This is a genomic window from Haloferax sp. DFSO52, assembly GCF_048158745.1.
In the GTDB taxonomy this organism is placed as follows: Archaea; Halobacteriota; Halobacteria; order Halobacteriales; family Haloferacaceae; genus Haloferax.
The window spans coordinates 89,245-114,140 of record NZ_JBLOPB010000004.1; the positions used below are offsets into that span (position 1 = coordinate 89,245).

The 24,896-nt window shown below is 59.8% G+C and carries 26 protein-coding genes; 22 read left to right on the plus strand and 4 right to left on the minus strand.

Annotated features, from left to right (window positions below):
- Positions 1-7 precede the first annotated feature (7 nt).
- Positions 8-151: an HVO_A0556 family zinc finger protein gene (locus ACK3SC_RS17770; protein ID WP_416841586.1), complete on the minus strand. Its 144-nt coding sequence runs from the start codon at positions 149-151 to the stop codon at positions 8-10.
- A 332-nt stretch (positions 152-483) separates the two neighbouring features.
- On the opposite strand from ACK3SC_RS17770, the gene ACK3SC_RS17775 reads away from it, so the two are divergent.
- The 10 genes from ACK3SC_RS17775 to ACK3SC_RS17820 all read left to right on the plus strand — a co-directional run bounded on the left by ACK3SC_RS17775 (position 484) and on the right by ACK3SC_RS17820 (position 11,301).
- Entirely contained in the window at positions 484-3,162 is a 2,679-nt protein-coding gene (locus ACK3SC_RS17775; protein WP_416841587.1) for a type II/IV secretion system ATPase subunit, read from the plus strand.
- Positions 3,163-3,165: 3 nt separating this feature from the next.
- Complete coding sequence (locus ACK3SC_RS17780) at positions 3,166-3,354, plus strand: hypothetical protein (RefSeq protein ID WP_416841588.1); 189 nt, start codon at positions 3,166-3,168, stop codon at positions 3,352-3,354.
- On the plus strand, positions 3,351-5,378 hold the full coding sequence (locus ACK3SC_RS17785) for a type II secretion system F family protein (RefSeq protein WP_416841589.1): 2,028 nt from the start codon (positions 3,351-3,353) through the stop codon (positions 5,376-5,378). Before ACK3SC_RS17780 ends, ACK3SC_RS17785 begins: the two co-directional genes overlap by 4 nt.
- Complete coding sequence (locus ACK3SC_RS17790; protein ID WP_416841590.1) at positions 5,379-5,855, plus strand: hypothetical protein; 477 nt, start codon at positions 5,379-5,381, stop codon at positions 5,853-5,855.
- On the plus strand, positions 5,852-6,466 hold the full coding sequence (locus ACK3SC_RS17795) for a hypothetical protein (protein WP_416841591.1): 615 nt from the start codon (positions 5,852-5,854) through the stop codon (positions 6,464-6,466). The genes ACK3SC_RS17790 and ACK3SC_RS17795 overlap by 4 nt, the downstream gene beginning before the upstream one ends.
- The gene (locus ACK3SC_RS17800; protein WP_416841592.1) at positions 6,454-7,425 is read left to right on the plus strand and encodes a hypothetical protein; all 972 of its coding nucleotides are present in this window, start codon (positions 6,454-6,456) and stop codon (positions 7,423-7,425) included. The genes ACK3SC_RS17795 and ACK3SC_RS17800 overlap by 13 nt, the downstream gene beginning before the upstream one ends.
- A complete protein-coding gene (locus ACK3SC_RS17805; protein WP_416841593.1) occupies positions 7,418-7,870 on the plus strand; it encodes a hypothetical protein in 453 nt (150 codons plus the stop codon). The genes ACK3SC_RS17800 and ACK3SC_RS17805 overlap by 8 nt, the downstream gene beginning before the upstream one ends.
- Complete coding sequence (locus tag ACK3SC_RS17810; protein ID WP_416841594.1) at positions 7,863-8,597, plus strand: hypothetical protein; 735 nt, start codon at positions 7,863-7,865, stop codon at positions 8,595-8,597. Before ACK3SC_RS17805 ends, ACK3SC_RS17810 begins: the two co-directional genes overlap by 8 nt.
- Positions 8,598-8,845: 248 nt before the next feature.
- A complete protein-coding gene (locus tag ACK3SC_RS17815; protein ID WP_416841595.1) occupies positions 8,846-9,469 on the plus strand; it encodes an RAD55 family ATPase in 624 nt (207 codons plus the stop codon).
- The gene (locus ACK3SC_RS17820; RefSeq protein ID WP_416841596.1) at positions 9,466-11,301 is read left to right on the plus strand and encodes a hypothetical protein; all 1,836 of its coding nucleotides are present in this window, start codon (positions 9,466-9,468) and stop codon (positions 11,299-11,301) included. Before ACK3SC_RS17815 ends, ACK3SC_RS17820 begins: the two co-directional genes overlap by 4 nt.
- A gap of 9 nt (positions 11,302-11,310) precedes the next feature.
- Here the strand turns inward: ACK3SC_RS17820 and ACK3SC_RS17825 are convergent, their stop codons facing one another.
- Positions 11,311-12,807, minus strand: a complete 1,497-nt coding sequence (locus ACK3SC_RS17825; RefSeq protein WP_416841597.1) for a cobyric acid synthase — start codon at positions 12,805-12,807, stop codon at positions 11,311-11,313.
- Between the two features lie 240 nt (positions 12,808-13,047).
- On the opposite strand from ACK3SC_RS17825, the gene ACK3SC_RS17830 reads away from it, so the two are divergent.
- The 4 genes from ACK3SC_RS17830 to ACK3SC_RS17845 all read left to right on the plus strand — a co-directional run bounded on the left by ACK3SC_RS17830 (position 13,048) and on the right by ACK3SC_RS17845 (position 16,287).
- Positions 13,048-13,629: a nitrous oxide reductase accessory protein NosL gene (locus tag ACK3SC_RS17830; protein WP_416841598.1), complete on the plus strand. Its 582-nt coding sequence runs from the start codon at positions 13,048-13,050 to the stop codon at positions 13,627-13,629.
- Between the two features lie 152 nt (positions 13,630-13,781).
- Entirely contained in the window at positions 13,782-14,312 is a 531-nt protein-coding gene (locus ACK3SC_RS17835; RefSeq protein WP_416841599.1) for a DoxX family protein, read from the plus strand.
- 195 nt (positions 14,313-14,507) lie between these two features.
- A complete protein-coding gene (gene trxA / locus ACK3SC_RS17840) occupies positions 14,508-14,849 on the plus strand; it encodes a thioredoxin (protein WP_416841600.1) in 342 nt (113 codons plus the stop codon).
- Between the two features lie 88 nt (positions 14,850-14,937).
- The gene (locus tag ACK3SC_RS17845) at positions 14,938-16,287 is read left to right on the plus strand and encodes an FAD-dependent oxidoreductase (protein ID WP_416841601.1); all 1,350 of its coding nucleotides are present in this window, start codon (positions 14,938-14,940) and stop codon (positions 16,285-16,287) included.
- An 83-nt stretch (positions 16,288-16,370) separates the two neighbouring features.
- Here the strand turns inward: ACK3SC_RS17845 and ACK3SC_RS17850 are convergent, their stop codons facing one another.
- Entirely contained in the window at positions 16,371-17,297 is a 927-nt protein-coding gene (locus ACK3SC_RS17850) for a DUF1028 domain-containing protein (RefSeq protein ID WP_416841602.1), read from the minus strand.
- 130 nt (positions 17,298-17,427) lie between these two features.
- On the opposite strand from ACK3SC_RS17850, the gene ACK3SC_RS17855 reads away from it, so the two are divergent.
- Both ACK3SC_RS17855 and ACK3SC_RS17860 read left to right on the plus strand, forming a co-directional pair.
- Positions 17,428-17,676: a hypothetical protein gene (locus ACK3SC_RS17855; protein WP_416841603.1), complete on the plus strand. Its 249-nt coding sequence runs from the start codon at positions 17,428-17,430 to the stop codon at positions 17,674-17,676.
- A 473-nt stretch (positions 17,677-18,149) separates the two neighbouring features.
- Positions 18,150-20,000 (plus strand): acyl-CoA dehydrogenase family protein, encoded by a 1,851-nt coding sequence (locus tag ACK3SC_RS17860; protein ID WP_416841604.1) that lies wholly within the window; start codon positions 18,150-18,152, stop codon positions 19,998-20,000.
- A 222-nt stretch (positions 20,001-20,222) separates the two neighbouring features.
- Here the strand turns inward: ACK3SC_RS17860 and ACK3SC_RS17865 are convergent, their stop codons facing one another.
- On the minus strand, positions 20,223-21,473 hold the full coding sequence (locus ACK3SC_RS17865; RefSeq protein WP_416841726.1) for a M24 family metallopeptidase: 1,251 nt from the start codon (positions 21,471-21,473) through the stop codon (positions 20,223-20,225).
- A gap of 155 nt (positions 21,474-21,628) precedes the next feature.
- Here ACK3SC_RS17865 and ACK3SC_RS17870 point away from each other — a divergent pair, with 155 nt between their 5' ends.
- From ACK3SC_RS17870 to ACK3SC_RS17895, 6 genes are all read left to right on the plus strand, one after another.
- Complete coding sequence (locus tag ACK3SC_RS17870; RefSeq protein ID WP_416841605.1) at positions 21,629-22,351, plus strand: EthD family reductase; 723 nt, start codon at positions 21,629-21,631, stop codon at positions 22,349-22,351.
- 7 nt (positions 22,352-22,358) lie between these two features.
- Positions 22,359-22,952 carry an HD domain-containing protein gene (locus ACK3SC_RS17875; protein WP_416841606.1) on the plus strand — a complete coding sequence of 198 codons (594 nt, stop codon included), beginning with the start codon at positions 22,359-22,361 and terminating at the stop codon, positions 22,950-22,952.
- 60 nt (positions 22,953-23,012) lie between these two features.
- Positions 23,013-23,378: a cupin domain-containing protein gene (locus tag ACK3SC_RS17880; protein ID WP_416841607.1), complete on the plus strand. Its 366-nt coding sequence runs from the start codon at positions 23,013-23,015 to the stop codon at positions 23,376-23,378.
- Between the two features lie 84 nt (positions 23,379-23,462).
- Entirely contained in the window at positions 23,463-23,900 is a 438-nt protein-coding gene (locus ACK3SC_RS17885; RefSeq protein WP_416841608.1) for a DUF5518 domain-containing protein, read from the plus strand.
- Positions 23,901-24,638 carry a hypothetical protein gene (locus ACK3SC_RS17890; RefSeq protein WP_416841609.1) on the plus strand — a complete coding sequence of 246 codons (738 nt, stop codon included), beginning with the start codon at positions 23,901-23,903 and terminating at the stop codon, positions 24,636-24,638.
- 61 nt (positions 24,639-24,699) lie between these two features.
- Positions 24,700-24,891 (plus strand): hypothetical protein, encoded by a 192-nt coding sequence (locus ACK3SC_RS17895; RefSeq protein ID WP_416841610.1) that lies wholly within the window; start codon positions 24,700-24,702, stop codon positions 24,889-24,891.
- The last annotated feature ends 5 nt before the right edge of the window (positions 24,892-24,896 follow it).

Sequence of the window (24,896 nt, forward strand, 5' to 3'; positions counted from 1 at the left end):
ACGCTCGTCACCAGAGTTGAATCGTGGGCGTTCCGCACTCGTCGCAGACGACTGCGTCGTTCCCTTTGTACGTACTGACGACGAGGTCACCATCACAGAACGTACAGGTGTCTTCGTCGAGTCTGTTGAGGAGAACGGCTGATTGAGACATACAACTGACACTCGTCTCCAGTGGTATCAATTTTGTCACAGCGGGTGATATTGTTCCGGACCTCCGGCGCAGCGACGCTCAGTTCTCTCGGCATCTCAGAGACCGAATTCATCCCATTCGCCTCCAATCACCCGCGTTGAACCGTGGGAGAACTGCAGAAGGATGGCCCTAACCGGTTTCTGGGAGGCAGCCGATTCCTGATAGCCGGTTGGTAACTATGGATGTTCTAGGTGTTTGTTATCTCAAATGGTAACTTCTGAGATTCCTGAAGAACGACCCCGTTCGGCTGGGACGGTGTGTTCTCGTGTGACTGGCACCGTGGGAGCGTCTCGATGAGCCTCGACGACAACTCCCGATGGGAGTCGACGACCTCGACAATCCATCCACGCGACGTGACGAAAGGTGCCTACACGTGGGCAGATTTCATGAACGAATACGGCTACAGAGATGAGGTCTCCACGCTGTATGGTAAGGGCAGCAACGACTCGGCGAATGGGTTCCTCAGTCGGTTCCGGCGGTCGGACCTCGGTCGGACCGTCCCACGGGGAGACGACTGGGACCGGGTGGCCTTCGACCCGAGTTCCTACCTCGGATTCGACCCTGACGACCTTTCGGACCGGATCGGGGATGCAGCAGCCACGGCCGCGGCGTACGCGACTGTGCTGACCGACCAGACCGGCATCTCGCTCACGTCTCGACCCCGCTACACCTGGGAACAGTTCAAGCGCGAATACTACTACGACGAAAACGGGCTTCCACCGCGTGATAACGAGGGCAGAGTCGTCCCGTTCGACCCGAGTGCGTATCTGGGGTTCGACCCGGACGAACTCCCGGGAATCGTGGGCGACGCGAGCGCGCAGATGTCTGGGTTGAAAGCACTGTCAGACCTCCGGACCGTGCAGGTCGACCCCGATATCGACGAAGACGCGTTCTTTTCGTCGCCAGACGGGCGGCCGACGCTCGTCAGCCGATACGACCTCGAAAAGGCAGTTCCGGTCGAGAAGAAACCGTTCTTCGTCGAAGTCGAACGCTACTGGGTCAACAAACCGTACGCGTTCGTCATCGTCTTCCACTCGCAGACCGAGAACGAAAAGAAGTACTACGTCGTCGAGCCGTACCTCAACGAGATAGAGCTCAAAGTAAAGGAGTTCATCTCGGGCAAACTCCGCACGGCCATCAAATATTCGAGCGACGAGGTTGCGGTCGATGGGGAACTCGACGAACGCGCTGCGACTATCGAACGGTTGACCTACCGGATGCTCAACCGCTACGACCTCGCGTCGAAGACTGCCGCGAACTCGACACTCAGCCGATTCAAACGCCTCCTCGCCATCACCGCGGGCGAACCAGAGGGACCGGTTACGACTGACGGCGTTCCGCTGGATTCGATTCGACCGGAACCAGCGCTTCTCGAAGAGAACGCGGACACGCTGACTCCAGCGCAGGTCGCGAAGATTCTCTACTTCCTCAAGCGCGACTTCATCGGCTACGGCCGAATCGACGCCATCAAACACGACATCAACGTCGAGGACATCTCGTGCGACGGCTACAACTCGCCGGTGTTCGTCTACCACAGCAGTTACGAACAGGTCATCACCAACGTCGAACACGGGAAGCGCGAACTCGACAACTTCGTCATCAAACTCGCCCAGCGCTCTGGAAAAGGTATCTCGAAACGCCAGCCACAGGTCGATGCGACGCTCCCAGACGGGTCACGCGCACAGCTCACCCTCGGGTGGGAAGTGAGCGGTCACGGGACGAACTACACCATTCGACAGTTCAAGGACGTTCCGTTCACGCCGGTGGATCTGGTCAACTGGCACACCTTCTCGCTGGACGAGATGGCGTATCTCTGGCTCGCGATCGAGTCGAAGCGCTCGCTCATCTTCGCCGGCGGGACGGCATCCGGAAAGACGACCTCGTTGAACGCCGTCTCGCTGTTCATCCCGTCAAACGCGAAAATCGTCTCTATCGAAGACACGCGGGAAGTGGAACTGCCCCAGCGCAACTGGGTGTCTGCAGTTACTCGCCCGTCGTTCACACAGGACGGAACGGGCGATATCGACGAGTTCGACCTGCTCGAAGCAGCACTCCGACAACGCCCCGACTACATCGTCATGGGCGAAGTGCGTGGTGAAGAAGGGCGGACGCTCTTCCAGGTCATGTCGACGGGCCACACGACGCTGACGACGTTCCACGCCGACTCTGTTGGTGAGGTCATCAAGCGCTTTACGACCGACCCCATCAACGTCTCGAAATCGATGTTCACCGCCCTCGACCTCGTTTCTGTCCAGACGTCGACGCGGGTGCGTGGGCGAAAAGTTCGACGGACGAAGGCGATCACCGAAATCAACCACTACGACCCCGAGAACGACGAAATCAACGTCAAAGACATCTTCCAGTGGCAGGCAGGCAGCGACAAATACGTCTCCACCGGGACGTCGAACACGCTGGAGAAACTCATGTTCGACTTCGGGTGGGACCGCGAGCGCCTCGAACTCGAGTTGTTCAAACGAAAAGTCGTGCTCGCGTACATCATCGCCAACGGGTTGAACGAGTACGCACAGGTCGCAGCGACGATTCAGGCGTTCATCGCCGACCCCGACATGGTGCTCGCGCTCATCGCCGCAGACGGCCTCGAGCGCAGTCTCGAAGACCTCCGCAAGATGGAGAGCGTCAAAATCGACATCCAACCCGAAAAAGAGGCGCTCGTCCCCCGCCCCGACCCGAGTGAGGAAGTCTACGAATACGCACAACAGATACTGGCAGAGGCAGCGGAATTGCTGTTCCCCGAGTACAGCGACTACACGGTGACGGGTCTCGGAGACGTGTTCGCCGACGCTGTCGCCCCGACTGTCATCCCGATGCCCCCGCAGTTACCGGCCGATGACGACGAGGTTCCTGCACTCCTCGAAGCGGACGACGTGACGGCCCCTGCTGCTGACGACGCTGAAGCACTCGGGGACGGCGGTGTTGACGCAGAAACTGACCACGACGGAGACGGGAGGTAAGAAATGGAGTACGTCTACGCGACGCTCCTGCTCGAATCGGCCGGGACTGACCTGACCGAATCGTCGCTCACGGCCGTCCTCGAAGCCGCAGGCATCGACGCCGACCCTGAGCGTCTCGCTGCTGTCGTCGACACGTTCGCAGTCGGGTCAGCCGTTGCGACGGTCGGTGTGGAGACGGAGGCATCGAGATGAGTCTCGAAGCGGGCCGTCTCGACGACGACTTCGAAGTCGGTGCCCTCGACGCGTTCGGTGATTGGCTCTTACCACTCACACGCCGGGTCTTCGTCACTGACAGCGAGTTCGTCACGAAACTCGAACGAAAACTCGCCGAGTCGCGCATGCCTGATACGGTCGAACTCTACCTCTCTCGGACGGTTGCCATCGGGCTCCTCTCCGGTGTCTTACTCTGGATATTCGGCATCGTCGCCGGGTACTCACTGTTCGCGACCGGTCTCGTCTCGGCAGCGACGTTTTCGGCCCCCACACTCGGTATCTTCACGATCGACGACGCGACTCGAGCGTTCTTGCTGACGCTCAAGGTTCCGTTCATCGTGTTCGTGACCGGACTCGTCTTCGGTACGCTCGGGTTCGTGGCGGCGTTCGGCGGGATGGTGACGGTTCCGTTCACTCGCTCGTCGGCGCGAAAACGTGAAATCAACCTGCTCCTCCCCGACGTCATCTCGTTCATGTACGCCCTCTCGGTCGGTGGCCTGAACCAACTCGAGATTCTGGAGTCCGTCGCCCGTGCCGACGACACCTACGGCGAGGCGGCACGAGAGTTCCAGTCTATCGTCTGGGAGACTGAGTACTTCGACACCGACTACCGGTCGGCAATTCGCGAACAGGCGTCTGTGACGCCCAGCGAAGAGCTGAGCCAGTTCCTCGTCGATATGCTCTCTATCATCAACAGCGGTGGCGACCTGACGCGCTTTTTCGACGACAAGCGGTCGAAGCACATGCGCACCGCACGGAACGAACAGGAGATGGCGCTCGATACGCTGGAACTGTTCGGCGAGATGTACATGACGCTCTCGCTGTTTCCCCTGCTCCTCATCATCATCCTCGCGGCGATGAGTCTTCTCGGACAGGTCCAGGACGCGATGCTCTACTTGACCGTCTACGGCCTCCTCCCGCTGCTTGGCGTCATGTTCCTCGTGATGCTCGCGACGGTTCGCCGCGACGACCCGGGGTCCGGCTATCTCCGCCCTGAAGACGACTCGTACTACGTCGCCCACGCACAGGAAGGACTCACTGATGTTGGTCTCGTCGAGCGATTCATCGGCACCTACAGCATCTTCGACCGCATCCGCGATTACGAGGGAAGCCACGAGGCCGTCGCGATTCTGACGCGCCCGCACCACTTCTTCCGCGACCACCCGCTGTACACGCTGGTCGTCACGATTCCGGTGTCTGCGGTCATCGTCGGACTCGCGGTTGCGAACGGTGCTCCCTCGTCGTGGAGCGAGATTCTGGCCAACCCAGTCGGTGGCACGATTCTCTACCTCTACGTCCCGTTGTACCTCGTCTTCACGCCCCTTGCGGTGTTCCACGAGTGGAACGTTCGGTCGCGCCGTGCTGTCTTGCACAACCTCTCGGATAACCTCCGAAAACTGTCGAGTGCGAACGACACGGGGCTGACGCTCCTCGAATCTATCAAGACCGTCGCGGAGACGACGCCCGGAAAACTCGCCCGCGAGTTCGAGAACATGTACGCGAAAGTCGACTACGGGATGAGTCTCGAAGAGTCGTTACTGGAGTTCAACAACCGGTATCACCTCCCGCGACTCGCTCGGACGCTCAAACTCATCTTGAAGGCACAGGAGGCGTCGAACCACATCTCGTCTGTTCTCTCTGCGGCCGCACAGGCCAGTGAGAACCAAGACGACATCGAGCGCGAACAGAAGACGCGCACACGGATGCAGGTCGTCATCATCGTCATGACGTTCCTCACGTTGCTGGCGGTCATGGCCATCCTCAAGACGCAGTTCATCGACGTGATGACCAGACTCTCGGCGAACGCCTCTGACGCGACCGGATTCGGTTCCGGTGTCAACGCGCCGCTGCTCTCGTTGCTGTTCTTCCACGCGGTGACGCTGCAGGCGATCATCTCCGGCGTCATCTGCGGCTACATCCAGGAAGCAGACGTTCGAAGCGGCCTCAAATACGTCGTCGCGATGCTCTCTGTCTCGCTTCTCGTCTGGTCGGTGGTGGGCTAGATGACACTCGGTCCCCGTCTCTTCGGGTTCGGTGGCCGCTCCTCGCGAGACACGCGAGCACAGACAGGACTCGACTTCGTCGTGGGCGTCGGCCTGTTCTTGCTCGTCCTCGGCTTCCTCGTTCAGTTCGTCCCCGGAATGATTGCGCCCTACAGCGACGATGCAGAACTTCCGGTCGTCGCTGAACGCGTGGCGACGCGACTAACAGGTGCGTACCTTGGGTCACCCACCTCACCCGGGGAACTCGACCGAACCACTGCGACGACGTATTTCGAAGGGACTGACCCAGACCCAGAGGGTGTGGCCGCTGGCTACTCGGTGAACGTCACGGCCGAGGGGAACCTCACAGGCGACCCACTCGAACAGTTCCACAGCGTCGGTGACGTTCCACCGAGAGACGGCTCTGTCGCTGTCGTCCGCCGCGTCGTCTCTGTGGAGGGTGAGGACGTCCTTCTCACAGTGAGGGTGTGGCGATGAACGACCGTGGACAGGTCTTCACCGTCGAGGGCATCGCGGCGGCAATCCTCTTGTTGGGGACGCTCGTGTTTGCCCTGCAAGCGACCGGAATCACCGCACTCTCCACAGGAACCGCCGGAGGCGCAGTCGAAACACAACAGGCAGACCTCGCACGTGGCGTCCTCGCGAGCGCCGCCGCTTCTGACACGCTCTCGCCGTCGCTCCGGTACTGGAACGACTCGTACGTCGGGACAGACGACAACGGTACGTACCACGGAACTGGTACGGACGGATACTACGTCGCGGGGATTCCAACCGACTTTGGCGACTCACTCAACCGGACGCTCACAGACAACGGCTACGCGTACAACGTCAACGTCTACTACTACAACGACTCGGCCACCGAAACCATCGTGTCGAGACACCTCGTCGAACAGGGAACCCCCAGTGACGACGCGCTTCGTGCGGTTCGAACGGTGACGCTCTACGACGACGACGTACTCCTCGACAGCAGCGGAACGGCGACCAACACGACGCTCGCGAACGCATCGTCCTTCTACATCCCTGACGCGTCTCCCGACAGTCCCGTTTACAACGTCGTGCAGGTGGAGGTGGTCGCATGGCGTCTCTGATGCGGAATCGCCGTGACGACCGAGGACAACTCCTCCTCGTCGGCGCGTTCATCCTCGCGATTCTCCTCGTCGCCCTCGCAGTGGTACTCAACGCAGCCATCTACACCGAGACGCTCGCCGCCCGCGGAAACGACCGAGCGGACGTGTTCGATACGGTTGAGTACCGCGACGATACCGAACACGCACTCGCGGGACTCGTGGACAGCGTCAACGACGATGCCCACGTCTCACGGACTGCTGCCGAGGCGAACATCACTGCTGGCGTCACAGCCTGGGATACGATTTCCGCCCGGGAACAGGCCGCAACTGGTCGTGCGACGTCTGTGACCGTCACTGACGTCGACGTGTTGACGAGCGTCTCGCAGACGAACGCCAGTTTGTCGTTCACGAACGCCTCTGGAACAACTGATTGGACGTTGTTCCAGAGCGTGAACTCGACACAGTCGTCCGAACTCAGTGTCGATTCCGCGACCGCGGAACTCGACTCCTCGAACGTCACCACGCTCTCGGTCCTCGAAGACAAGGCGTTCTACGTCGAACTCAACAATACTACCACTTCGTGGCAGGTCTTCGTCTTCCAGTCGCCGTGGGACGTGGATAACGCCACTGTCGTCGTCCACTCCGAGGGGACGTTTGCGACCTACAACGTCTCACAGAGTGGGACTGATTCGGTCGACATCGACCTCGTCAACGGGACGGTCGATGGCACTGACGACCTCATTCTGTCGTCCATCGATGGCGACACGGTCCGATTCGTGAACGGTAACCAAGCGATTGGGACCTACACGCTCGTCGTCGAAGACGACGTGGCGAGTGAATCAGATTACGCGGCCACCGCGGACGACGGCCCCACGGCGCGAGCGGTCGTCACGAAACTCGACGTAATCCTCCGATACGAGCTGCCGAACCTCGAATACGAGACACCGATCAGTGTCACTGGAGGTGCCGAAAATGTCTAAGTTCAGCCGATCCGACCGAGCTGTCTCCTCGACGGTCAACTACATTCAGGTGCTCGGCATCGCGACGTTACTCATCTCGGGTCTCGTCTTCGTCGCGGCGGACATCGTCACCGACCAGCACGACCGGGCGACGACAGAGGGGTTGACCATCGCCGGAACGCAACTCGCCGCGGAACTCGAAGCGACCGACGTGCTCGTTCAGTCGACTGGAAGCGCGGGCACGGTCGAACGAACAGTCGAATTACCGACTGTCTCGGGCGGGAGCTATTCGGTTGCAATCTCGGGAAGCGGCCCCCAGTACGACCTGACGCTCACGACTACAGGATCCGGACACTCCGTGACGGTTCCATTCGTCTCAGATACGAACGTAACCGCGACTCGTGTCGAAGGCGAAACGCTCCGAATCGTGTACGACGGCGATTCGATGGAGGTGCGCGATGACTGATACCCGGGGTTCGAGCGAACTGCTCTCGTTCGTCCTCGTGTTCGCGTTGGTCATCACCACCGTCGCCCTTGTGTTCGCGCTCGGCTACCCCGCGTTGCTACACGTGCAGGATGTCGAGCGCAGCACCAACGCCGAACGTTCGATGACGACCGTTGCAGACACGGTGACCGAACTCACGGTGCGCGGTGTACCGAGTCGGGCGACTGAGGTCAAACTCTCCGAAGCGAGTCTGTCGTTCGGTGACCCGGTGACTGTCACAGTCAAAAACGAATCTGGTGGTGTCCTCGCGACGGAAACACTCCGTCCACTCGTCTACGATGGGTCGGATGGAACTCGCATCACCTACGTTGGTGGTGCAGTCTTCCGCGAACAGGCCGACGGCGGATTCGTCGTCGTTCGTGACCCAGAAGTCGTCGCGTCCGAATTCGATGATACGGTCGTTCTCGTACCTGTCACGAAGGCTGCCTCATCGACCGATTCGGTTGCCGGCCAGACCGACGTTCTCATCCGACTCGAACGCGGTGCGACGCGAACGAACACTACGTCTGGAGGTGTCGAGGTGAGTCTCGTCTCGCCCTCTCCTGAAATGGCAACGGCGTGGCGTGCGTACTTTGAATCACAACCCGGTGTGACTGGGTGTAGTGTGAGCGGAACGACGACCACCTGCACGTTCGACGGCGAGCGCTCGTCGGTCACGTTCGTCGACGTTGTCGTCGAATTGGAGTAACTCACTCTGACTTCTGTCGATTCCACACGTCACCACCAGATACACTCGGTTCGTTAGGACTGTCTTACCGCGTGATACGTGTCCGTAACCGTCGGTTCAGGAATGGCAGAACTTCTGTCGGGTGTGACTAACGAAGCGTGATACCCGCATACGTACTGCTGTATTATGGTACTCACTTCGCTTTCGTGTCGGGTCTCCTTCGACTGCTCGAATCCCGACGCGATAGTTCGACCACGGAGGTGGGGTGGATGCTGACCCGACTCTCGACCGGAATCGACGTTCTCGACCAGATGCTCCTCGGTGGCATTCCGATGGGGAGTGTCGTCGCACTCGTCGGTGCACCTGCAAGCCAGTCGGAACTCTTTCTGTACGAACTTGCGCCCCGGCGACCGACACGATATCTGACGACTGAGCGGTCTCAGAACGCCGTCGAAGCAGTCTTGAACGCACGAGGAGACGCGGATTCGGTCACAGTCATGCAGGTAGACCTCGCTGACCCGGCAGCAGGTGTCAGTTCGTTCATCGAGACGATTCCCAACGAGACGACGCTCATCATCGACCCCACGGACGTGCTCGAACGACTCGACCACCTGTCGTACGTCGAACTCCTTCAGCGATTGAAGCAACGGATGGTCGAGACTGACGGCATCGCCGTGTTGCACTGCCTCGACGGAAATCGAGTGCCCGAAGAACGCGACACGACGCTCTATCACGCCGACGTGGTCTTTGCGCTCTCGACCCGCATCGACGACGACGAAATCGAGAACTACCTCGCGATTCCGAAGTTCCGTGGCAACCGTGCCCTGAACGAGACCATCAAACTCGACCTCGGTGAACGGGTTATCGTCGACACGAGCAGGAACATCTCATGAGTTCGCCGCGTCGCAACGGAGGTCGTTCCCGGAGGCAGTCTTCTGCTCGCGTTCCGTGGCTCTACGCAGTCGTCCGAGATACGACTGCCCAGTCTGAAGGAGTCGCTGTCGTGCTTATGCTCTCGATGGTCCTCCTCGGCACGATGACGGTCCTCGTCGTCGGTGGAGCGGCCATTGGCGATAGCCGCCAGAACGTGCAGGTGTCGCAGGCAGAACACGCCATGCGGCAACTCGACGCCGGGGCGAGTACCGTCGCCTTCGAGAATTCCGACCGAGCACTCGTCGACCTCGGACTCTCCGCGGGTGACGGCCAACTGTGGACCACCGACGATGGGTGGATGCGCGTCGAAATTCAGGATGCCGACACCGACTACGCAGACCCCGAAACTCGGGTGCTCAACGTCACGCTCGGAACCGCAATCTACCAGAGTGGAGAGACCACTGTCGCATACCAGGGCGGAGGTGTCTGGCGGTCTGATGGTGACGCAGCGACGATGGTCGCACGTCCAGAGTTCCACTACCGGAATGGAACGCTCACCATCCCTGTCGTGAACATCACCGAGTCGAACGACCTCTACGGAGAGGTCGAAGTTGTCGAGACGGGGTCGTTCGAGCGCTGGTACCCCAACGTGACCGATGGCAGACCGCACAAACTCGATAACGCCAAAATCATCGTGACCGTCCAGAGCGACTACTACGAGGCGTGGGGGCAATACTTCGAAGACGAGACTGACGGCATCGTGACCTACGACCACGCACAGGAGACGGTGTCTGTGAAGTTCCTCGCGCTCCCGTCGACGTTCTCGATTCAGAATGGAATCGTCGCCACGTCGGGGACTGGGACGTTCGAACTAGCAGGCACGGGGTCTTACACAGATAGTTACAACTCGTCGAACGGTAGTTACGCCACGACGAAAGGGAAAAACGGCGACGTTGCCGCCGTCGGTGGCGTCATTCTCGGTGGTAATTCGAGTATCCAAGGGGACCTGTACGTCGGTGAGACAATCGACACGAACGGCGGTCCGTTGCTCGACGGCAACGCGTACGTCGTAGATAAAGCAGAGTTCGACGCCGAAAAAGCTTCGTTCACCCACACAGGCGATGTGTACGAGATTCCCGGCGTTGCAACCATCGAGCCCATAGACAGATTCATCAGCAACGAAGTCGAGAGAATTCGGACTACAAACGATAATGCGGACCACCCTGGTGTCATTGTGGATAATAGCATCACGATTGGGGAGGGAGACGGACCCAAAGAACTCGATGCTGGACAGTACTACCTGACCACTATCTCTATCGACCAGTCTACACTGTACCTCGACACGACTGGTGGTGACATCACAATCGCCGTTCGTGACTACATCGCGATGTCGTCTTCGAACAACGCGCCATACTCTCGCATCATCGTCAACGGGACGGGAAACGTCACCGTCTACATGCTCAGTGAAGCCGAATCGAAAGTAGACGGGAAAGAGGGTAATTTCCTCATGGGTAAGGGGTCGACCGTCTACGTTGACAACGAAAGCTCTCCGCAATTCCGTGTCTATGGACCATCGGCGTTTAACGCCTCGATTCAAGCGAGCAGTGCTGCTTCACCAGTCTTTGTTGGTGTCATCTACGCACCCGCTGGAACTGATGGAACTGGGTCTGTGGTCGTTAGCCATGCAGAGGTTTTCGGTGCTGTGGTTTCTGGAACACTCGTCGTAAATCAAGGTGGCGCAGTTCACTACGACGAAGCACTCGGGATGATAGACATTCCACGCTCACCAACCGTCTCTCGCCTCGAATATCTCCACATCGGCCACCACAAGATAGCGATTCGAGAAGTCTGACGACGCGAATCACAACCCGACTGAGTCGAGCAGCGTCTCCACGCTCACGTTGGATGCAATCAGATTCGCCGCTCGGTCGTACGGGTCTGCTGTCTCGTTCTTCACTGCTGGTCGCTCTCGTCCGGCGTGTTCGTACACCGCGTTCACGAACCCGTCTCGCGGTGCCTCGTTCGCGAACAGGTCGTGGATGTACGTCCCAGCGACCCGCCCAACTGCTGCCCCGTCGCCGGCGAGTCGCGCTGCATCGCCCACGATACGAGTCGTGCCCTGATGTATCTCGTAGCCCGTCACGGGTCCCGAAACACTGGCGAAGGGGCCCGCACCGTCGAATTCGACCGAGACGGCCTCGACTCGCTTCTCTGTCGAGAACGTCGTCACAGTCGGGAGGTAGCCGAGTCCATCGACTGTCTCGTCGTCTCCCATTCCCTCGATATCGGCGTTGTCGATACGCTCTCCGAGGAGTTGATAGCCACCGCAGATGCCGACGAGTGGCCCGTCGAAGTCGTCGAGTTCGGCGTCGAACCCCGCCTCACGTAGCGCGAGCAAGTCGTCGACGGTGTTCTTGCTTCCGGGGAGGACGACACCGTCGATACCCGCGAGTGAGGCATCGAGTGGGAGGTACGACACCCGAACGCCCGGTACCTCGGCCACCGGTTCGAAATCCGTCGCGTTCGAGATGCGCGGGAGGCGTGGCACGCCGATTGTCACCGACTGTGAGTCGGGGACACCGTCGTCGTCACCGATTGTTTTCCACTCTCCGCCCGCTGGCAACGAGAGACTGTCCTCTTCTGGGAGTCCGGGGTCGTCGTACGGGACGACGCCAAGGACGGGAACGCCGGTCCGTTCTTCGAGGGTGTCCAGTCCCGATTCGAGGAGACTCGGGTCGCCCCGGAACTTCGTGATGACGACACCGACGACATGTTCTCTGAGGTCTGCTGGGAGCAGTTCGAGCGTCCCGACGATACTGGCGAAGACGCCACCGCGTTCGATATCGGCGACGAGGAGGATGTCGGCGTCGGTGAAGCGAGCGGCCTCGACGTTCGCTAAATCTCGGTCGTGGAGGTTTATCTCGGCGATCGAGCCCGCACCCTCTGCGATTACGACGTCGGCCGTGTCGGCGAGTCGGTCGTACGACGTTTGGGCGGCGTCGCGGGCGCGGTGCCAATCGTCGGCGTAGTAGTCGCCAGCGGTGTTGGTACCGACTGCACTCCCGTGGACGACCAGTTGTGAAGCGCCGTTGCCGTGTGGCTTGAGCAGGACTGGGTTGTGGTCTGTCACGGGTGTGACTCTGGCGGCACGAGCCTGCACGTACTGTGAGACGCCGATTTCACCAAATCCGTCACCGTCCGAGACTGCCACCGCCCGGGCGTTGTTGCTCATGTTCTGTGCTTTGAACGGTGCGACGACGAGGCCACGGTCCGAAAAGAGACGACAGAGTCCGGCCGCAACGGTGCTCTTTCCAACGTGACTTGCGGTCCCAGCGACGAGGAGCGTCGGCGTCGTCATTCACGAACCGAGAGGGGCGCTCGGTTCAAATGTGTTGAGTTCTTCGGCCTCGCGTCGGTGCTGACCAGTGAAAACGGCACTTCGAACCCACCTCTGTTAGAGTAATTCAATTCGAGAACTATACCATTCTCCTATTTTCACTCAAACGGGACAACCGGACTCTAATAGCAATTATATTCTTCTTGGTATTGTGGTGATTGAACCAGTCTACTTTTGCGCAACTCTCGGCTAGAGTCGGCTATGGACGACGACCCATTCGAGTTCTCTCCGACGAGACGCCGATATCTGACTGTCACTGGGTTCGCTGTGGCCGGTGCGCTCGCGGGATGTCTCGGCGATGGTCGCGATGCCGAGGTTCCTCGTCCGATTGCATTGACTGGACACAAGCAGTGTGACCACTGCGGGATGGTCATCGAAGAGCATCCCGGGCCTGCCGGGCAACTATTTTACGAAGATACCAAGCCGGAAGCCCACGACAATCCTGCTCGGTTCTGCAGTGCGTGGGAGACGTTCGCCAACAAATTCCACCGCGAGGGCGATGGATGGACGGTATCGAGTGGATACCTCACTGACTACAGTTCCGTCGAGTACGAACTCTTCGACAAGGGTGGGTCGACGTTCATCTCGGCACATCTCGACTCCGAAGCGTTCGGTCCGATTGAAGACCTGTTCTACGCCGTCGGGACTGACATCAAGGGCTCAATGGGCACTGACCTGATTCCGTTTTCTGACGAAGCCGACGCTGATGCGTTTGCCGAGGAATACGGCGGAACTGTCTACACTGCAGACGATATCTCGCGCGACCTTATCGCACAGTTATGATGGATTCCCCCAATTCGTGTCACAAACTGACACGCTCTGGGATGCTACTTTCCAGCCGTAAGTATCGGTGATTCCCATTTCCCTGGATTTGGCAACCACGCTCTCTTTATATTCTCTTTCCAGTCGACTGTTCAGTTGTAAGGTGAATCAGAATGACTCAGACTGGACAAATTGAGATATTCGGCAGCAGAATGGACTTCGACTACTCGCAGGGCGTCACGGGATACGTGCTCGTGCTCGTCCGCATCCTGACGGGCTACTGGTTCCTCCACGCTGGGGTTACCAAACTCATCGGCCCCGAAGCGTTCAACGCTGGTGGCTGGCTGGCCAACGCGACTGCAGCGTCGCCAATCCACGGCTTCTTCGTCTTCGCGGCGAACACCCCGTGGTTGCTCACCTTCACGAACTTCATGATCCCCGTCGGTGAGGCGCTCATCGGTCTCGCGATCCTCGTCGGTGCGTTCACCCGTCTGGCCGCCTTCTTCGGCGGTGTCCTGATGGTGTTCTTCTACCTCGGGAACGCCGACTGGGCGCACGGCTACGTCAACGGCGACCTCTTCGGTCTCCTGATGTTCGTCATCGTCGGCACCCTCGCCGCGGGCCGAATCCTCGGCCTCGACGCCATCATCGAGAAGATGGAGTTCGTCCAGCAACGCCCCGCCCTGAAATACCTCCTCGGATAAGTGAGCGGACCTTTCTTTCCTCCCGCTTCCTTCGGTTGAGAGATAACACGAAACGAAACCCGCGTGTGACACCTGTTACTTCTGTCGTTCCTGTTTGAAAAGCAGAGTTGCTTCTGAAGCGTGGAATTGTGCGCAGAGGGAATTGTGAATATCAAACAATACCGTTAAGGCACTAGAGCGGGTACGGTTCCGTACATGTCCGACTCGGAACTCGCAACAGACGAACCGATTCACATCGAATCTACCGACCAGTTCAAAGACGTCGTTGGCCGCGACGGTGTCGTCCTCGTGGATTTCTACGCCGACTGGTGTGGCCCGTGTAAGATGCTCGAACCAATCGTCGAGACGCTCGCGGCAGAGACCGATGCCGTCGCCGCGAAAGTAGACATCGACGAGTTCCAGCAACTCGCCAGTGCATACAAAGTCCAGAGCGTCCCGAACGTCCTCTTCTTCGCCGACGGAGAACCGAGAAAGCGCGTCGTCGGGATGCGTGGCGAAGACGTGCTTCGTTCGGTCATCGACGAACTTTCTTCGTAATTTCACGGCGACTGGCTCGGTTCCGTTTCACTAGTGCTCTTGTAGAATCAGGGCAATATATTAACGGCTCCTCTGTGAAGATGCGTGTATGGAACCGATAGTCATCGTCGGCGGTGACGCCGCAGGGTTGAGCGCGGCGAGTAAGTTCAAGCGCGAACATCCCGAGCGCGACGTCGTCGTCTTCGAGAAAGGCGAGTACGTTTCTTATGCCGCCTGCGGGATGCCGTACTACATCAAAGGTGCCGTCGAGGAGTTCGACGACTTGCTCCAGGTCCCTCCCGAGAAGTTAATCGAAGACAGGGATATCGACCTGCGGCGCTATCACGAAGTCGTCGCGATCGACACCGACGCTCACGAAGTGACCGTCGACGGTCCAGACGGTGAGTTCTCACAACCGTACGACCAACTGCTCATCGCGACAGGAGCGCGGGCTATCGAACCACCGTTCGAGGGAATGGAGCTCGACGGTGTTCACACCCTCCACAGTCTCGACAGTGCGAAGGCCGTCCACGACGCAGTGAGAGACGAGTCACCGTCCGCAGTTGCCATCGTCGGCGGCGGATACGTCGGTATCGAGATGGCCGAGGCGTTCGACGCGCACGACGTCGAAGTCCACCTCTTCGAGATGCTCCCGCACGTCCTCGCACCGTTCGGTGAGATGGTCGCCGAACACGTCGAAGAACACCTGCGAGAGGTGGGTGTCGAACTCCATCTAGAAACGGCAGTTGACGGATTCTCGGGAACTGATGGACGTCTCGACGGCATTCTCGCCGGCGACGAGCGCTACGATGTCGACCTCGCACTCGTTGGGGTCGGCGTCGCCCCGAACGCGGAACTCGCTAGTGAGGCCGGAATCGATGTCGGTGAAACCGGGGCCATCGCAACCGACGAATACGGGCGAACGAGTGCTGACGACGTCTTTGCTGCCGGAGACTGCGCTGAATCGCGGCACGTCGTCACCGGCGCTCCAGACTACGTCCCTCTCGCGCTCACCGCCAACCGGGCTGGACGAGCAATCGGACAGACGATGGCCGGCGACCCGACACCGGTCGGGGATATCGCTGGGACGGCCGCCGTGAAGGCGTTCGACCTCGAAGCAGCACGGACAGGGACCATCGACGAAGACGAAGCACGTGAAGCCGGATTCGACCCGGTCAGCATCACCATCAAATCACGGTCACGGGCCCACTACTACCCCGGCGCGGAACCGATTCACATCACGATGGTCGGTGACCGCGACTCGAACCGAGTCCTCGGTGCTGCGATGGTGGGTCGTGAGGGCGTCGCAAAACGAATCGATACCGTCGCCGCCGCGGTACACACCGAGACGACCGTCGGCGAACTGGAGTACTTCGACCTCTCGTACGCGCCGCCGTTCAGTCCGACGTGGGACCCCGTGCTCGTCGCGGCAAAAGTCTTGAACGGGAAACTCGACTAACGGGTTCGCTCCCGGTAAGTCGCCGACGTATTTTCTCTCCCGGAAGGTGGCCGACTTTTGGTCTCTCTCGGCACGTCGCCGACTTATTTTCTGTCGAGTCGCGTGAGTCCGTGCCAGATTGCGTTCACGAGTCTCGCTTCTCCATCGCCAGTTGCGTCGTCCCAGCCACGAGCGATTGCGTCTTCGAGGACGGGAAGCGAGTGGTTCTCGAAGTTGTTCATCCCGCGAAACGATTCGAGGGCGTCGCGGGCGGATTCGTCGAACTCGCCGGACGACGTCCCGTCGTGGAATCCGAGGTCCGCGAGTGTCGCACAGACCGCATCTGCGGTGTCACCCGAGAGTGATACCGTCTCGTCGGGTTCCTCGCGTTCGAGGAGTGTGATGTCGTAGAGTTTGAACACGCGTTCGAGTTCGTCTATCGGGTGTTCGTGGTCGTCGACCCGAACGTCCACCCAGCGGTCGTTGCCACCGTCGTACCCGCCGTCGGGTTTGGCGATGTACATCGCCGCCGACTGCTCGCCTCGTTTGTCGCCGCCGGCGTCGTTGCCGGCGTGGAGGGCGGCGAGCAATCGCTCTGGCAGTCCACCGTCGGTCGTTTCGAAGGCTTCCGCCATCGCGTCGAGCGTCTCCTCGTTTTCGAGGATGTTCCCCTGCACGGTGTAGGTCGCTCCCTGAACGTCGCCGGCAACGTCGAAACAGTCGCTCCCGGTAAACGCGGCGACACTCCCGTCCTGGCCGACGACACCGACCTGTCTACTCGGTGCGTCGTCGTCCGCCTCAGTGAGTCTCTCGACCATTTCGTCTGCGGTGTGGCCCTCACGGAGCAAGTCGAGGCCGTCCGGGCCGTACGCGACGTTCGCGAAACTCTGTGTCGCAATTGCGCCGGCGTCGGCACTCACGAACGGGACGACAGACCCGACGCTGATGAACTTCGACTGGACGGCGACGCCGACGGCGTTCTGGTCTGGGTCGCGAGCGACGATAGAGAAGGTAGATGGGCGTGGTTGCATGGGTAAACTGCACACACTGGGGTTGGATAAGATTTGAGTTCTCGGTCGGTATCGGGTGTGTCGAATCCGGCCCACAGCGGTTAGTCTGAGTCACCACAACCTTTTTTCACTGTGTCGACAAGTATCGTCGATGGAATCGACGGGTCTGATTCGGGGGACGGTAGTCGTGTTGTCGGTTCTCGGCCTCCTCGCCGGCCTCGGGATTGGTATCTGGGTTCACCAGGATATTCAGGCCTGTCACGACCAATACGACGGCGACCCGACGATTGTCGTCGAGTGCGAGGATTCACTGACTGACCTGGTCCGTGGAGTATCGATTCTCAGTGTCGTTGGTGGCGGTATCGGACTTGTGTCGGTTCTCTACCGGTACTACTCGTGACGGCCCAGTCACGCGGAGGTGGTGAAATACCCCGCCCCGCTCACGTGACGCGGGAAACGCCTATTGTGACGGGCGTTGAATATCGAAACCAGACGCGCCGGACTCCACCCCCAACAGACTATGAACAGTGATTCATCGCCCATCGGCCACTGCCCCGAGTGCGGAGCTGAGCTTTCGCCCGGGCAGAAACTCATCGAGTACGAAGCGAGTGCGGGGACAACTGGTGTGTTCGCAGAATGTTATTCGTGTGACGAAGTCGTTCGGCCGGAGTAACATCACTGAGATGGCGCACCTCGTCTCCTGACACGTGGGACTCGTCTCGTTCGCTGCAGCGACAGCTCTCTTTCGATATCGCCGAACGCGGTCGAACCGATTCGTGACGATGGGGTTCTGGCTGCAGTCTCCAGAAACTCGTGGCAATCGACAGGAAGTTCCGGAACACATTTACCACGGATTGTGATTGTTGGTGACACATGACAAAGACACCGTTCGATTACAGTGTGTTCGACGAAGGACGCCAGGTCAACTACTGGCGTCTGGACCCCGCACTTCGGGCGGAGGCCCAGCGTGTCTACCCGAACGGTGAGTTTTCGTGGGCGAAGAGTCGTCTCGACGAGTTCGGTGAACTCGTGGGCGGGACCATCGCGGACAACGCCGACGTCGTCGACGACAACGGCCCCGAACTCCACACCTACGACAAAGACGGAGATCTCTGGAACCACGTCGAATACCATCCTGCCCAGGCGGAGAACGACCGCCTCACCTACGAATCAGGAATCGTTGCGGACGCGTTCGACCCGCCGTCGGGTCGAAAGCAACCTCTCGGACTCGTTCACACGCTCACGATGCAGTTGCTGCTCTCGTACGTCGATACGGGCTTCGTCTGTCCGGTGTCGATGACTGCCGGCGCGGCACTCGTCTTGCGGAACCACGACACCGCCGACGAACTCCACGACTACTTCGAGAGACTCACGAGTCGCTCGTACGAGTCGCTCATCGAAGGGGCGATGTTTCTCACCGAAAAACAGGGTGGGAGCGACGTTGGGGCGGTAGAGACGATTGCAGAACCTGTCGAGACCGAGTTTTCAGATGCAAGTCCGTCTAACTCCGATTCCTCGGAGGACAACTCGTCCGAACCGATGCCTGCCGAAGGAGACGGTGGTGAGGTTCACCCCCGAACCTACGAACTCACAGGCGAGAAGTGGTTCTGTAGCAACATCGACGCAGATGGAACGCTCGCGCTTGCTCGCCGGTCCGGTGCACCCGACGGAACTGCCGGCCTGTCGTTGTTTCTCGTCCCGCACCAAACTCGGGACGGTGCGTTGAACGACCAACTGTACCGCCGCCTCAAAGACAAACTCGGGACGATAAGCGTCCCGACCGGCGAAGTCGAGTTCGACGGGACAACGGCCTATCTCGTCGGCGAACCCGAACGCGGATTCAAATATATGACGACGATGCTCAACTGGGAGCGCATCACCAACGCGGTGGGCGCAGTTGGCATCATGGGCCGAGCGCTTCTGGAGAGTAAAATCAAGGCGGCGAACCGCGACGCGTTCGGGAATCCCGTACAGGAGTACCCACTGATGAAGCGCGACCTGTTCGACATGGCCGTCGACTACGAGGCGGCACTCGCCTTCGCGATGGAAGCCGGGAAGTGGCTCGACAGATACGAACGCGACCACGACGACGACGAAGCGTACCGGTTGATGCGGACGCTCACTCCGATTGCAAAACAGCGGACCGCTCGAATGGCCGTCGATACAGCGTCGTACGCGATGGAGATTCAGGGCGGCAATGGATACGTTTCGGATTTCGTCACACATCGACTCTACCGCGACGCACAGGTGCTTCCAATCTGGGAGGGAACGTCGAACATCCTCGCGCTCGATTTGCTACGGACGTTCGAGCGTGACGGTGTGCCCGAGACGCTTCTCTCTCACGTCGACTCGCTGCTCTCGTCAGTCGATTCTCCCTCTCTCAACCACCTCGTAGACACCGTTCGCGGAGAAGTCGAGGACCTGACGCGAGCGCTCACCACGCTCGCTGACGCCGACTCCGAGTACGCCCAACACGAGGCCAAGCAACTCGCGGACTACGTCTTCGACGTCGTCACGGCGTCTCTCCTCCTCTCGAACGCGCAACGAGAACTCGAAACCTCGAACGACGCTCGCAACGCACTCGTCGCGGAGTGGTTCGTCGACCAGATGCTCGTGAACACTCCCGGCCGAGGTATCGGAGACGGCGACGCACTCCCGCTGGAACACTTCGATGCAGTGGTCAGACACGCATCGGTCGAACCAGCCGAACTCGACGACGAATAATCATATATCTGATTGGTCTATCTTCGACAGTGTTCTGGATGAACCCGTTTCTCACTTACCTGTAGATGGGTTTGAACCGCCATCGAAGTTACAATTTGTAAAAATTGTAAAAATTGTACAATCTGTATGATGGGCTCGACACTCTGAAATGACAAAATAAGTGGATAGTTGAGGAACAGGGAGAACGCCCACGCCGAGCGTGTCGAAACAGTCCCCTGTTCGTCAGTGGTCGATGACGGTTATCTCTTCGACGGGCCACTGACTGAGCAGTTCGACGCCGTCGTCGCGGACGACGACCATCTCTTCGACGCGGACGCCCTGTCTGCCGGCGGGTTCCTGTGTCTCGACTGCCATCGTCATCCCCGCTTCGATCTCGATTGGGTGGTCCGGCGAGAGACCACGCCAGATGAGCGGGACTTCGTACAGCTGGAGGCCGAGTCCGTGTGCCCAGTGGTTCGTCGTCAGCTGCCAGTGTTCGTCGGCACCGTACCAGTCGGCGTGTTCGCCCTCCATGTCCGGGAACGCCATCGCGATTTCGTCCGTGGTCTTTCCCGGTTCGATTTCGTCGAGGACGGCGTAGAGGTTGTTTCGTGCCGTCTCGTAGGCGTCCTTCTGTTCCCGGGTCGGTTCACCCATCGAGAACGTCCGGTAGTAACACGACCGGTAGCCGAGGTAGCCGATGTTGTAGAAGTCCGCGTAGACGAGGTCACCGGGCCGAATCATTCGGTCTGTGGTGTTCGCCTGGTGTTTCGGCCACGTGTTCGGCCCAGAAGTGATGTAGCCACCTTGTGCCATCGCGCCGTGTCGCCACAGTTCGCGGACTGCGTCGCCCCACACTTCTGACTCTCGTTTCCCCGGTTTCGCGTTGTCGACGATGGCCTGGAACCCTGCTTCACAGATTGCGGCGACCTGTCGAAGACACTCGATTTCGTCGTCGGTCTTCGTCTTCCGCGCGTCTTCCATCACCCGCGCCGTCTCGGCGGGGCGAACGTCGACGCCTTTTGACTCGAACGCGTTCAGAAGGCCCGTGTGTCCCGAGTCGATACCCATTGGCTCGTTCGTCAGGTCGTAGTCTTCGAGCGCGTCGACGACTGTCTGTGCCATCTTGTCGATGAGGAACGAGCGGGCGGAGTCGCGGCCAGACGCGCGCGGAACGTTCCCGAGTCCGGGGCAGGCGTATCTGATGTCGTTCAGCCACGGGCAGTTGTACTTCTGATTACTCGCGTGGTCGGCGGTGTCCCAGTGGACGACGTTTCCGTCTTCCATGAGCAGCGAGTAGTGGTCTGCGCCCGACCCACCCGTCATCGCCAGTCCGGTCACGTACCGGATGTTCGGGTCGTCGATGAGAAGCATACTGCCGAGTCCTGCGTCTCGCATACGTTCGAGGGCACGCGCTTTTCGTTCCTCGCGCATACGCTTGACGTCGATTCGTTGCTCCCAGTCGACGGCCATCGTACCGCGGGTTCCACTCATGAATTCCCGTTCGTGGAAAGGCATGGTAGTACCACTCACGAACATCGTATTAAATTGTTGTAGACGGGGACGACGTTGCCGCGGTGGGTGGCGGCCGTGACACGTGCCCATACCTCATGATTTATGACGGTATACGTGAACCGAATGGTGTACGCATGTACAAGCATATAGCGTTGCTTGTCCGCAAGCAGGGGATGACCCACGAGGAGTTCGTCGACTACTGGCAGACCAACCACACGCCCATCGCTCGCGAGATCGAGGGCGTCGTCAGGTATCAGACGGTGCTCCCGGCAGACCCCGAGGCGGCCGAGTTCGACGGCATCGCAGAGTTGTACTTCGACGACTTGGACGCCCTCCACGACGCACTCGGGAGTGAGGGCTCGCGCGACTACGACCCGGCGATGGGGAAAGCCAAGGAAGCCAGAGTAGACGTGGACAACTTCCTCGACATCGAACGCCGCCCGCGACTCATCGGAGAGGAATTCATCGAGAAAGACGAGACTGGCGGCGACACCACCGGTCTGTACAAACACTCCGCGTTCCTCGTCCGAAAGGACGGGATGACCCACGAGGAGTTCCTCGACCACTGGGCGAACAACCACGTGCCACTCGCGCGTGAGATTCCGGGCGTCGTTCGCTACGCCCGTGTCGTCCCGACGGACCCTGAACACGCCGAGTTCGACGGCGTCGCGGAACTCTATTTCGAGAGTCTCGACGCCCTCCGAGCGGGACTCGGTCACGAGTCGTCTCGTGATTACGACCCGGACCACCCGAAAGCCAAAGCCCCGCGCGAAGACGTCGATAACTTCCTCTCGCTCGAAGACCGGCCACGGTTCGTCGGACAGGAGACGGTCCAGAAAGACGTGACGGGGGAGTGATGGCCGGATGAACGCCACCGACTACCGTAAACAGGTCGAGGCTGCCTTTCCTGAACTCGCCGACATTGAGGACGACGACCTTCGTGAGAGAGTCGTCGACGCGTGGTGTCTCGGCCTCGAACGAGGCGGGTGGCGAGATATCGAGGACATCCCGTACGCGTGGAACATTCACGAGGTGACGAACGTCGAGCACGTCCGTGGCGTGACACGTATCGCCATCGGTGCCGCCGAAGAACAACGAGATTTCCACGGTGCAGACCCCGACTTCGACGTCGTCGTCGCCGCATGTCTCCTCCACGACGTTGGAAAGTGCTACGAGTACGTCGACTTCGTCGACGAGGACCGCCTGACGAACCCGGACCCCGAGTACGCGACACAGGAGATTCCGCACTCGCTTTCGGGCTACGCGCTCGCACACGAAGTTGGGTGCCCGCTTGCGGTCCAGCGAGCGATTCCACACTTCATCGGCGAAATTCCGACGCGAACACTCGAAGCCGAACTCGTCAAGAGCGCGAACTCGGCTTCCTCGAACGCCATCACGCAGGCGACGATGGGTATCAGTCTGCAGGAGTGGGTCGAGCAGTACTCACAGACACAGTAACTGACCCGACTCCCCGTATCCACCTACACATTTACCTTCTACCAGTCCAAGGTCGGTCTGATGTACGATCGCGTCAATCTCGCGGACCTCGAACTGCACGAAAACACCATCGCGGACGGCCGGGTTCGTGCCGTCGGGTACGAACTCCGCCCCGCGAAGATGCGCCCGTCCGTCTGGGTGTTCGAACCTGGTGAGCAGAGTACCAAACACTATCAGGAAGAACAAGAGGAACTCTATCACGTGCTCTCTGGACAGTTCGAACTGACCATTTTCGACGACGATGAGACAGAAACGCTCGAACTCGAACCCGGTGACGTCGTCGTCGTCTCGTCCGACGAAGTCCGCCAACTCACCTGCCTCGACGCGGGCGAGGTGTTCATCGTCGGCGCGCCGAACACGAAAGACGACGGCGTCGTCGTGGACTGAGCGACCGATTATCACGATTCCGTTGCTCTCAGACGGTGAGAACCGTCTGTACGGTCCAATATGTCAAGACGTGATATACACGACATGAAACGACGCCCGCCGGTCACGAGTGCGGTATTCGGTGCAGTCCTCGCTGTCTTCCTCGGTTGGAACGCGGTTCTCGCTGGTTTCGCCGGCGGGTTCCTCGCAGGGTATCTCGCTTCCGATGGTCGCCGGACTGGTGCGTGGACCGGATTGCTTGCGGGGACGATAGCGTTCGTTCCCGTTCTCATCGTCGTCGTCGTCGGTGTTGCCTTCGATATCTCATCCGTCGTCATCGTCTTGATGATACTGGTCACGTCTCTCTACCTTCCGGGTGTCGCCCTCAACACACTCGGGTTCTTCCCCTTCGGAATCGCCGCGGCACTGGTCGTCGCAACCGTGATGGTCCTCACGATCGCAGCACTCGGCGGATTTCTCGGTGGATACGCTTCCGAACGGGCGACCAACAGCGAGGCGACGAACGCCGAGGAGGTGGTCTAAATGAACCGGCGGACGGTCGGAATCGTCCTCGGTGCAATCGTCGTCCTCACCGCAGTCGTCGGTGGGGGTATCCTCGTCGTCGAGACGGCACTCACGTCGTACTTCCACTCGTACACCTACCGCGTCGCCGTCGAAACAGACACGAACCTGACTGACGTGACCCTCTACGTCCCCGTTCCGACGCGGGATGGTGAAACGCTGGCGGACGAGTACGCGGACGCAGCGGTGATTCAGGACCCACCGGAGGTGTGGGTTGGCGACGACGGTCCGCACGTACCCGATGCCACCGGCGGGTCGGCCGACTGGACGACCCAGATAGTGGAGACAGAGCACGGGCCGATGCTCGCGCTTCGCGCGTCGAGCGTCGAGGCTGGGACGTACGTCTTTGGCGCGAACACGCAGTTAGAACCGGGCCGCATCCACACGGCAGACCCCTGGGTGTCCGATTTCGTCCTCACACCTGCGAACGCCGTGACCCAGGTCGAGTGTCCGTCGTGGACCGACGAGACAGAACGGTGTTACACGTACGGGAGTCACCTCTACGCAGACGCTACCGCGTCCACCCGCGGAAGCGTGTCCGTATCGGTCTCTCTCCACGGACAGACCGACTGGGGGTTCTTCTTGGCCAACGGGTGGAACTGGTTCGACCAGCGGATGTCTGCTACGTTCGACGGGACGACAAACGGATGGTTCGAGACCGAGGGAACGCTCACCGGCGGTGCTGGAACGTATCCCTGAGGTCTGCGCCCTGTCGACGTCGCCACCGAGATATAAGGTAACACAGCACATATCGTGGGGTATGGTCATCCCCGGCTACGACCCAGACGACCTCGACGAACGACTCGAAGAACTGCTCTTGGACCGCGACAGAGACGAGTATTTGACCGCAGAGGAACGTCAGCGCTACGACGAGGGTGAGAGTTTGGTGGACCTCCTGTCGGCCGACGACATCCGCGACTTGCTCGGTGAAGACACGGCGACCGACGATTGACGACT

Coding starts and splice junctions, on each gene's coding strand:
- ACK3SC_RS17785 (WP_416841589.1), top strand. CDS start 3,351: ATGAGTCTCGAAGCGGGCCGTCTCGACGACGACTTCGAAGTCGGTGCC.
- ACK3SC_RS17775 (WP_416841587.1), top strand. CDS start 484: ATGAGCCTCGACGACAACTCCCGATGGGAGTCGACGACCTCGACAATC.
- ACK3SC_RS17805 (WP_416841593.1), top strand. CDS start 7,418: ATGTCTAAGTTCAGCCGATCCGACCGAGCTGTCTCCTCGACGGTCAAC.
- ACK3SC_RS17890 (WP_416841609.1), top strand. CDS start 23,901: ATGAACCGGCGGACGGTCGGAATCGTCCTCGGTGCAATCGTCGTCCTC.
- ACK3SC_RS17870 (WP_416841605.1), top strand. CDS start 21,629: ATGTACAAGCATATAGCGTTGCTTGTCCGCAAGCAGGGGATGACCCAC.
- trxA (WP_416841600.1), top strand. CDS start 14,508: ATGTCCGACTCGGAACTCGCAACAGACGAACCGATTCACATCGAATCT.
- ACK3SC_RS17815 (WP_416841595.1), top strand. CDS start 8,846: ATGCTGACCCGACTCTCGACCGGAATCGACGTTCTCGACCAGATGCTC.
- ACK3SC_RS17855 (WP_416841603.1), top strand. CDS start 17,428: ATGGAATCGACGGGTCTGATTCGGGGGACGGTAGTCGTGTTGTCGGTT.
- ACK3SC_RS17825 (WP_416841597.1), bottom strand. CDS start 12,807: ATGACGACGCCGACGCTCCTCGTCGCTGGGACCGCAAGTCACGTTGGA.
- ACK3SC_RS17780 (WP_416841588.1), top strand. CDS start 3,166: ATGGAGTACGTCTACGCGACGCTCCTGCTCGAATCGGCCGGGACTGAC.
- ACK3SC_RS17860 (WP_416841604.1), top strand. CDS start 18,150: ATGACAAAGACACCGTTCGATTACAGTGTGTTCGACGAAGGACGCCAG.
- ACK3SC_RS17895 (WP_416841610.1), top strand. CDS start 24,700: ATGGTCATCCCCGGCTACGACCCAGACGACCTCGACGAACGACTCGAA.
- ACK3SC_RS17875 (WP_416841606.1), top strand. CDS start 22,359: ATGAACGCCACCGACTACCGTAAACAGGTCGAGGCTGCCTTTCCTGAA.
- ACK3SC_RS17810 (WP_416841594.1), top strand. CDS start 7,863: ATGACTGATACCCGGGGTTCGAGCGAACTGCTCTCGTTCGTCCTCGTG.
- ACK3SC_RS17880 (WP_416841607.1), top strand. CDS start 23,013: ATGTACGATCGCGTCAATCTCGCGGACCTCGAACTGCACGAAAACACC.
- ACK3SC_RS17770 (WP_416841586.1), bottom strand. CDS start 151: ATGTCTCAATCAGCCGTTCTCCTCAACAGACTCGACGAAGACACCTGT.
- ACK3SC_RS17790 (WP_416841590.1), top strand. CDS start 5,379: ATGACACTCGGTCCCCGTCTCTTCGGGTTCGGTGGCCGCTCCTCGCGA.
- ACK3SC_RS17885 (WP_416841608.1), top strand. CDS start 23,463: ATGAAACGACGCCCGCCGGTCACGAGTGCGGTATTCGGTGCAGTCCTC.
- ACK3SC_RS17830 (WP_416841598.1), top strand. CDS start 13,048: ATGGACGACGACCCATTCGAGTTCTCTCCGACGAGACGCCGATATCTG.
- ACK3SC_RS17835 (WP_416841599.1), top strand. CDS start 13,782: ATGACTCAGACTGGACAAATTGAGATATTCGGCAGCAGAATGGACTTC.
- ACK3SC_RS17865 (WP_416841726.1), bottom strand. CDS start 21,473: ATGAGTGGAACCCGCGGTACGATGGCCGTCGACTGGGAGCAACGAATC.
- ACK3SC_RS17850 (WP_416841602.1), bottom strand. CDS start 17,297: ATGCAACCACGCCCATCTACCTTCTCTATCGTCGCTCGCGACCCAGAC.
- ACK3SC_RS17845 (WP_416841601.1), top strand. CDS start 14,938: ATGGAACCGATAGTCATCGTCGGCGGTGACGCCGCAGGGTTGAGCGCG.
- ACK3SC_RS17800 (WP_416841592.1), top strand. CDS start 6,454: ATGGCGTCTCTGATGCGGAATCGCCGTGACGACCGAGGACAACTCCTC.
- ACK3SC_RS17820 (WP_416841596.1), top strand. CDS start 9,466: ATGAGTTCGCCGCGTCGCAACGGAGGTCGTTCCCGGAGGCAGTCTTCT.
- ACK3SC_RS17795 (WP_416841591.1), top strand. CDS start 5,852: ATGAACGACCGTGGACAGGTCTTCACCGTCGAGGGCATCGCGGCGGCA.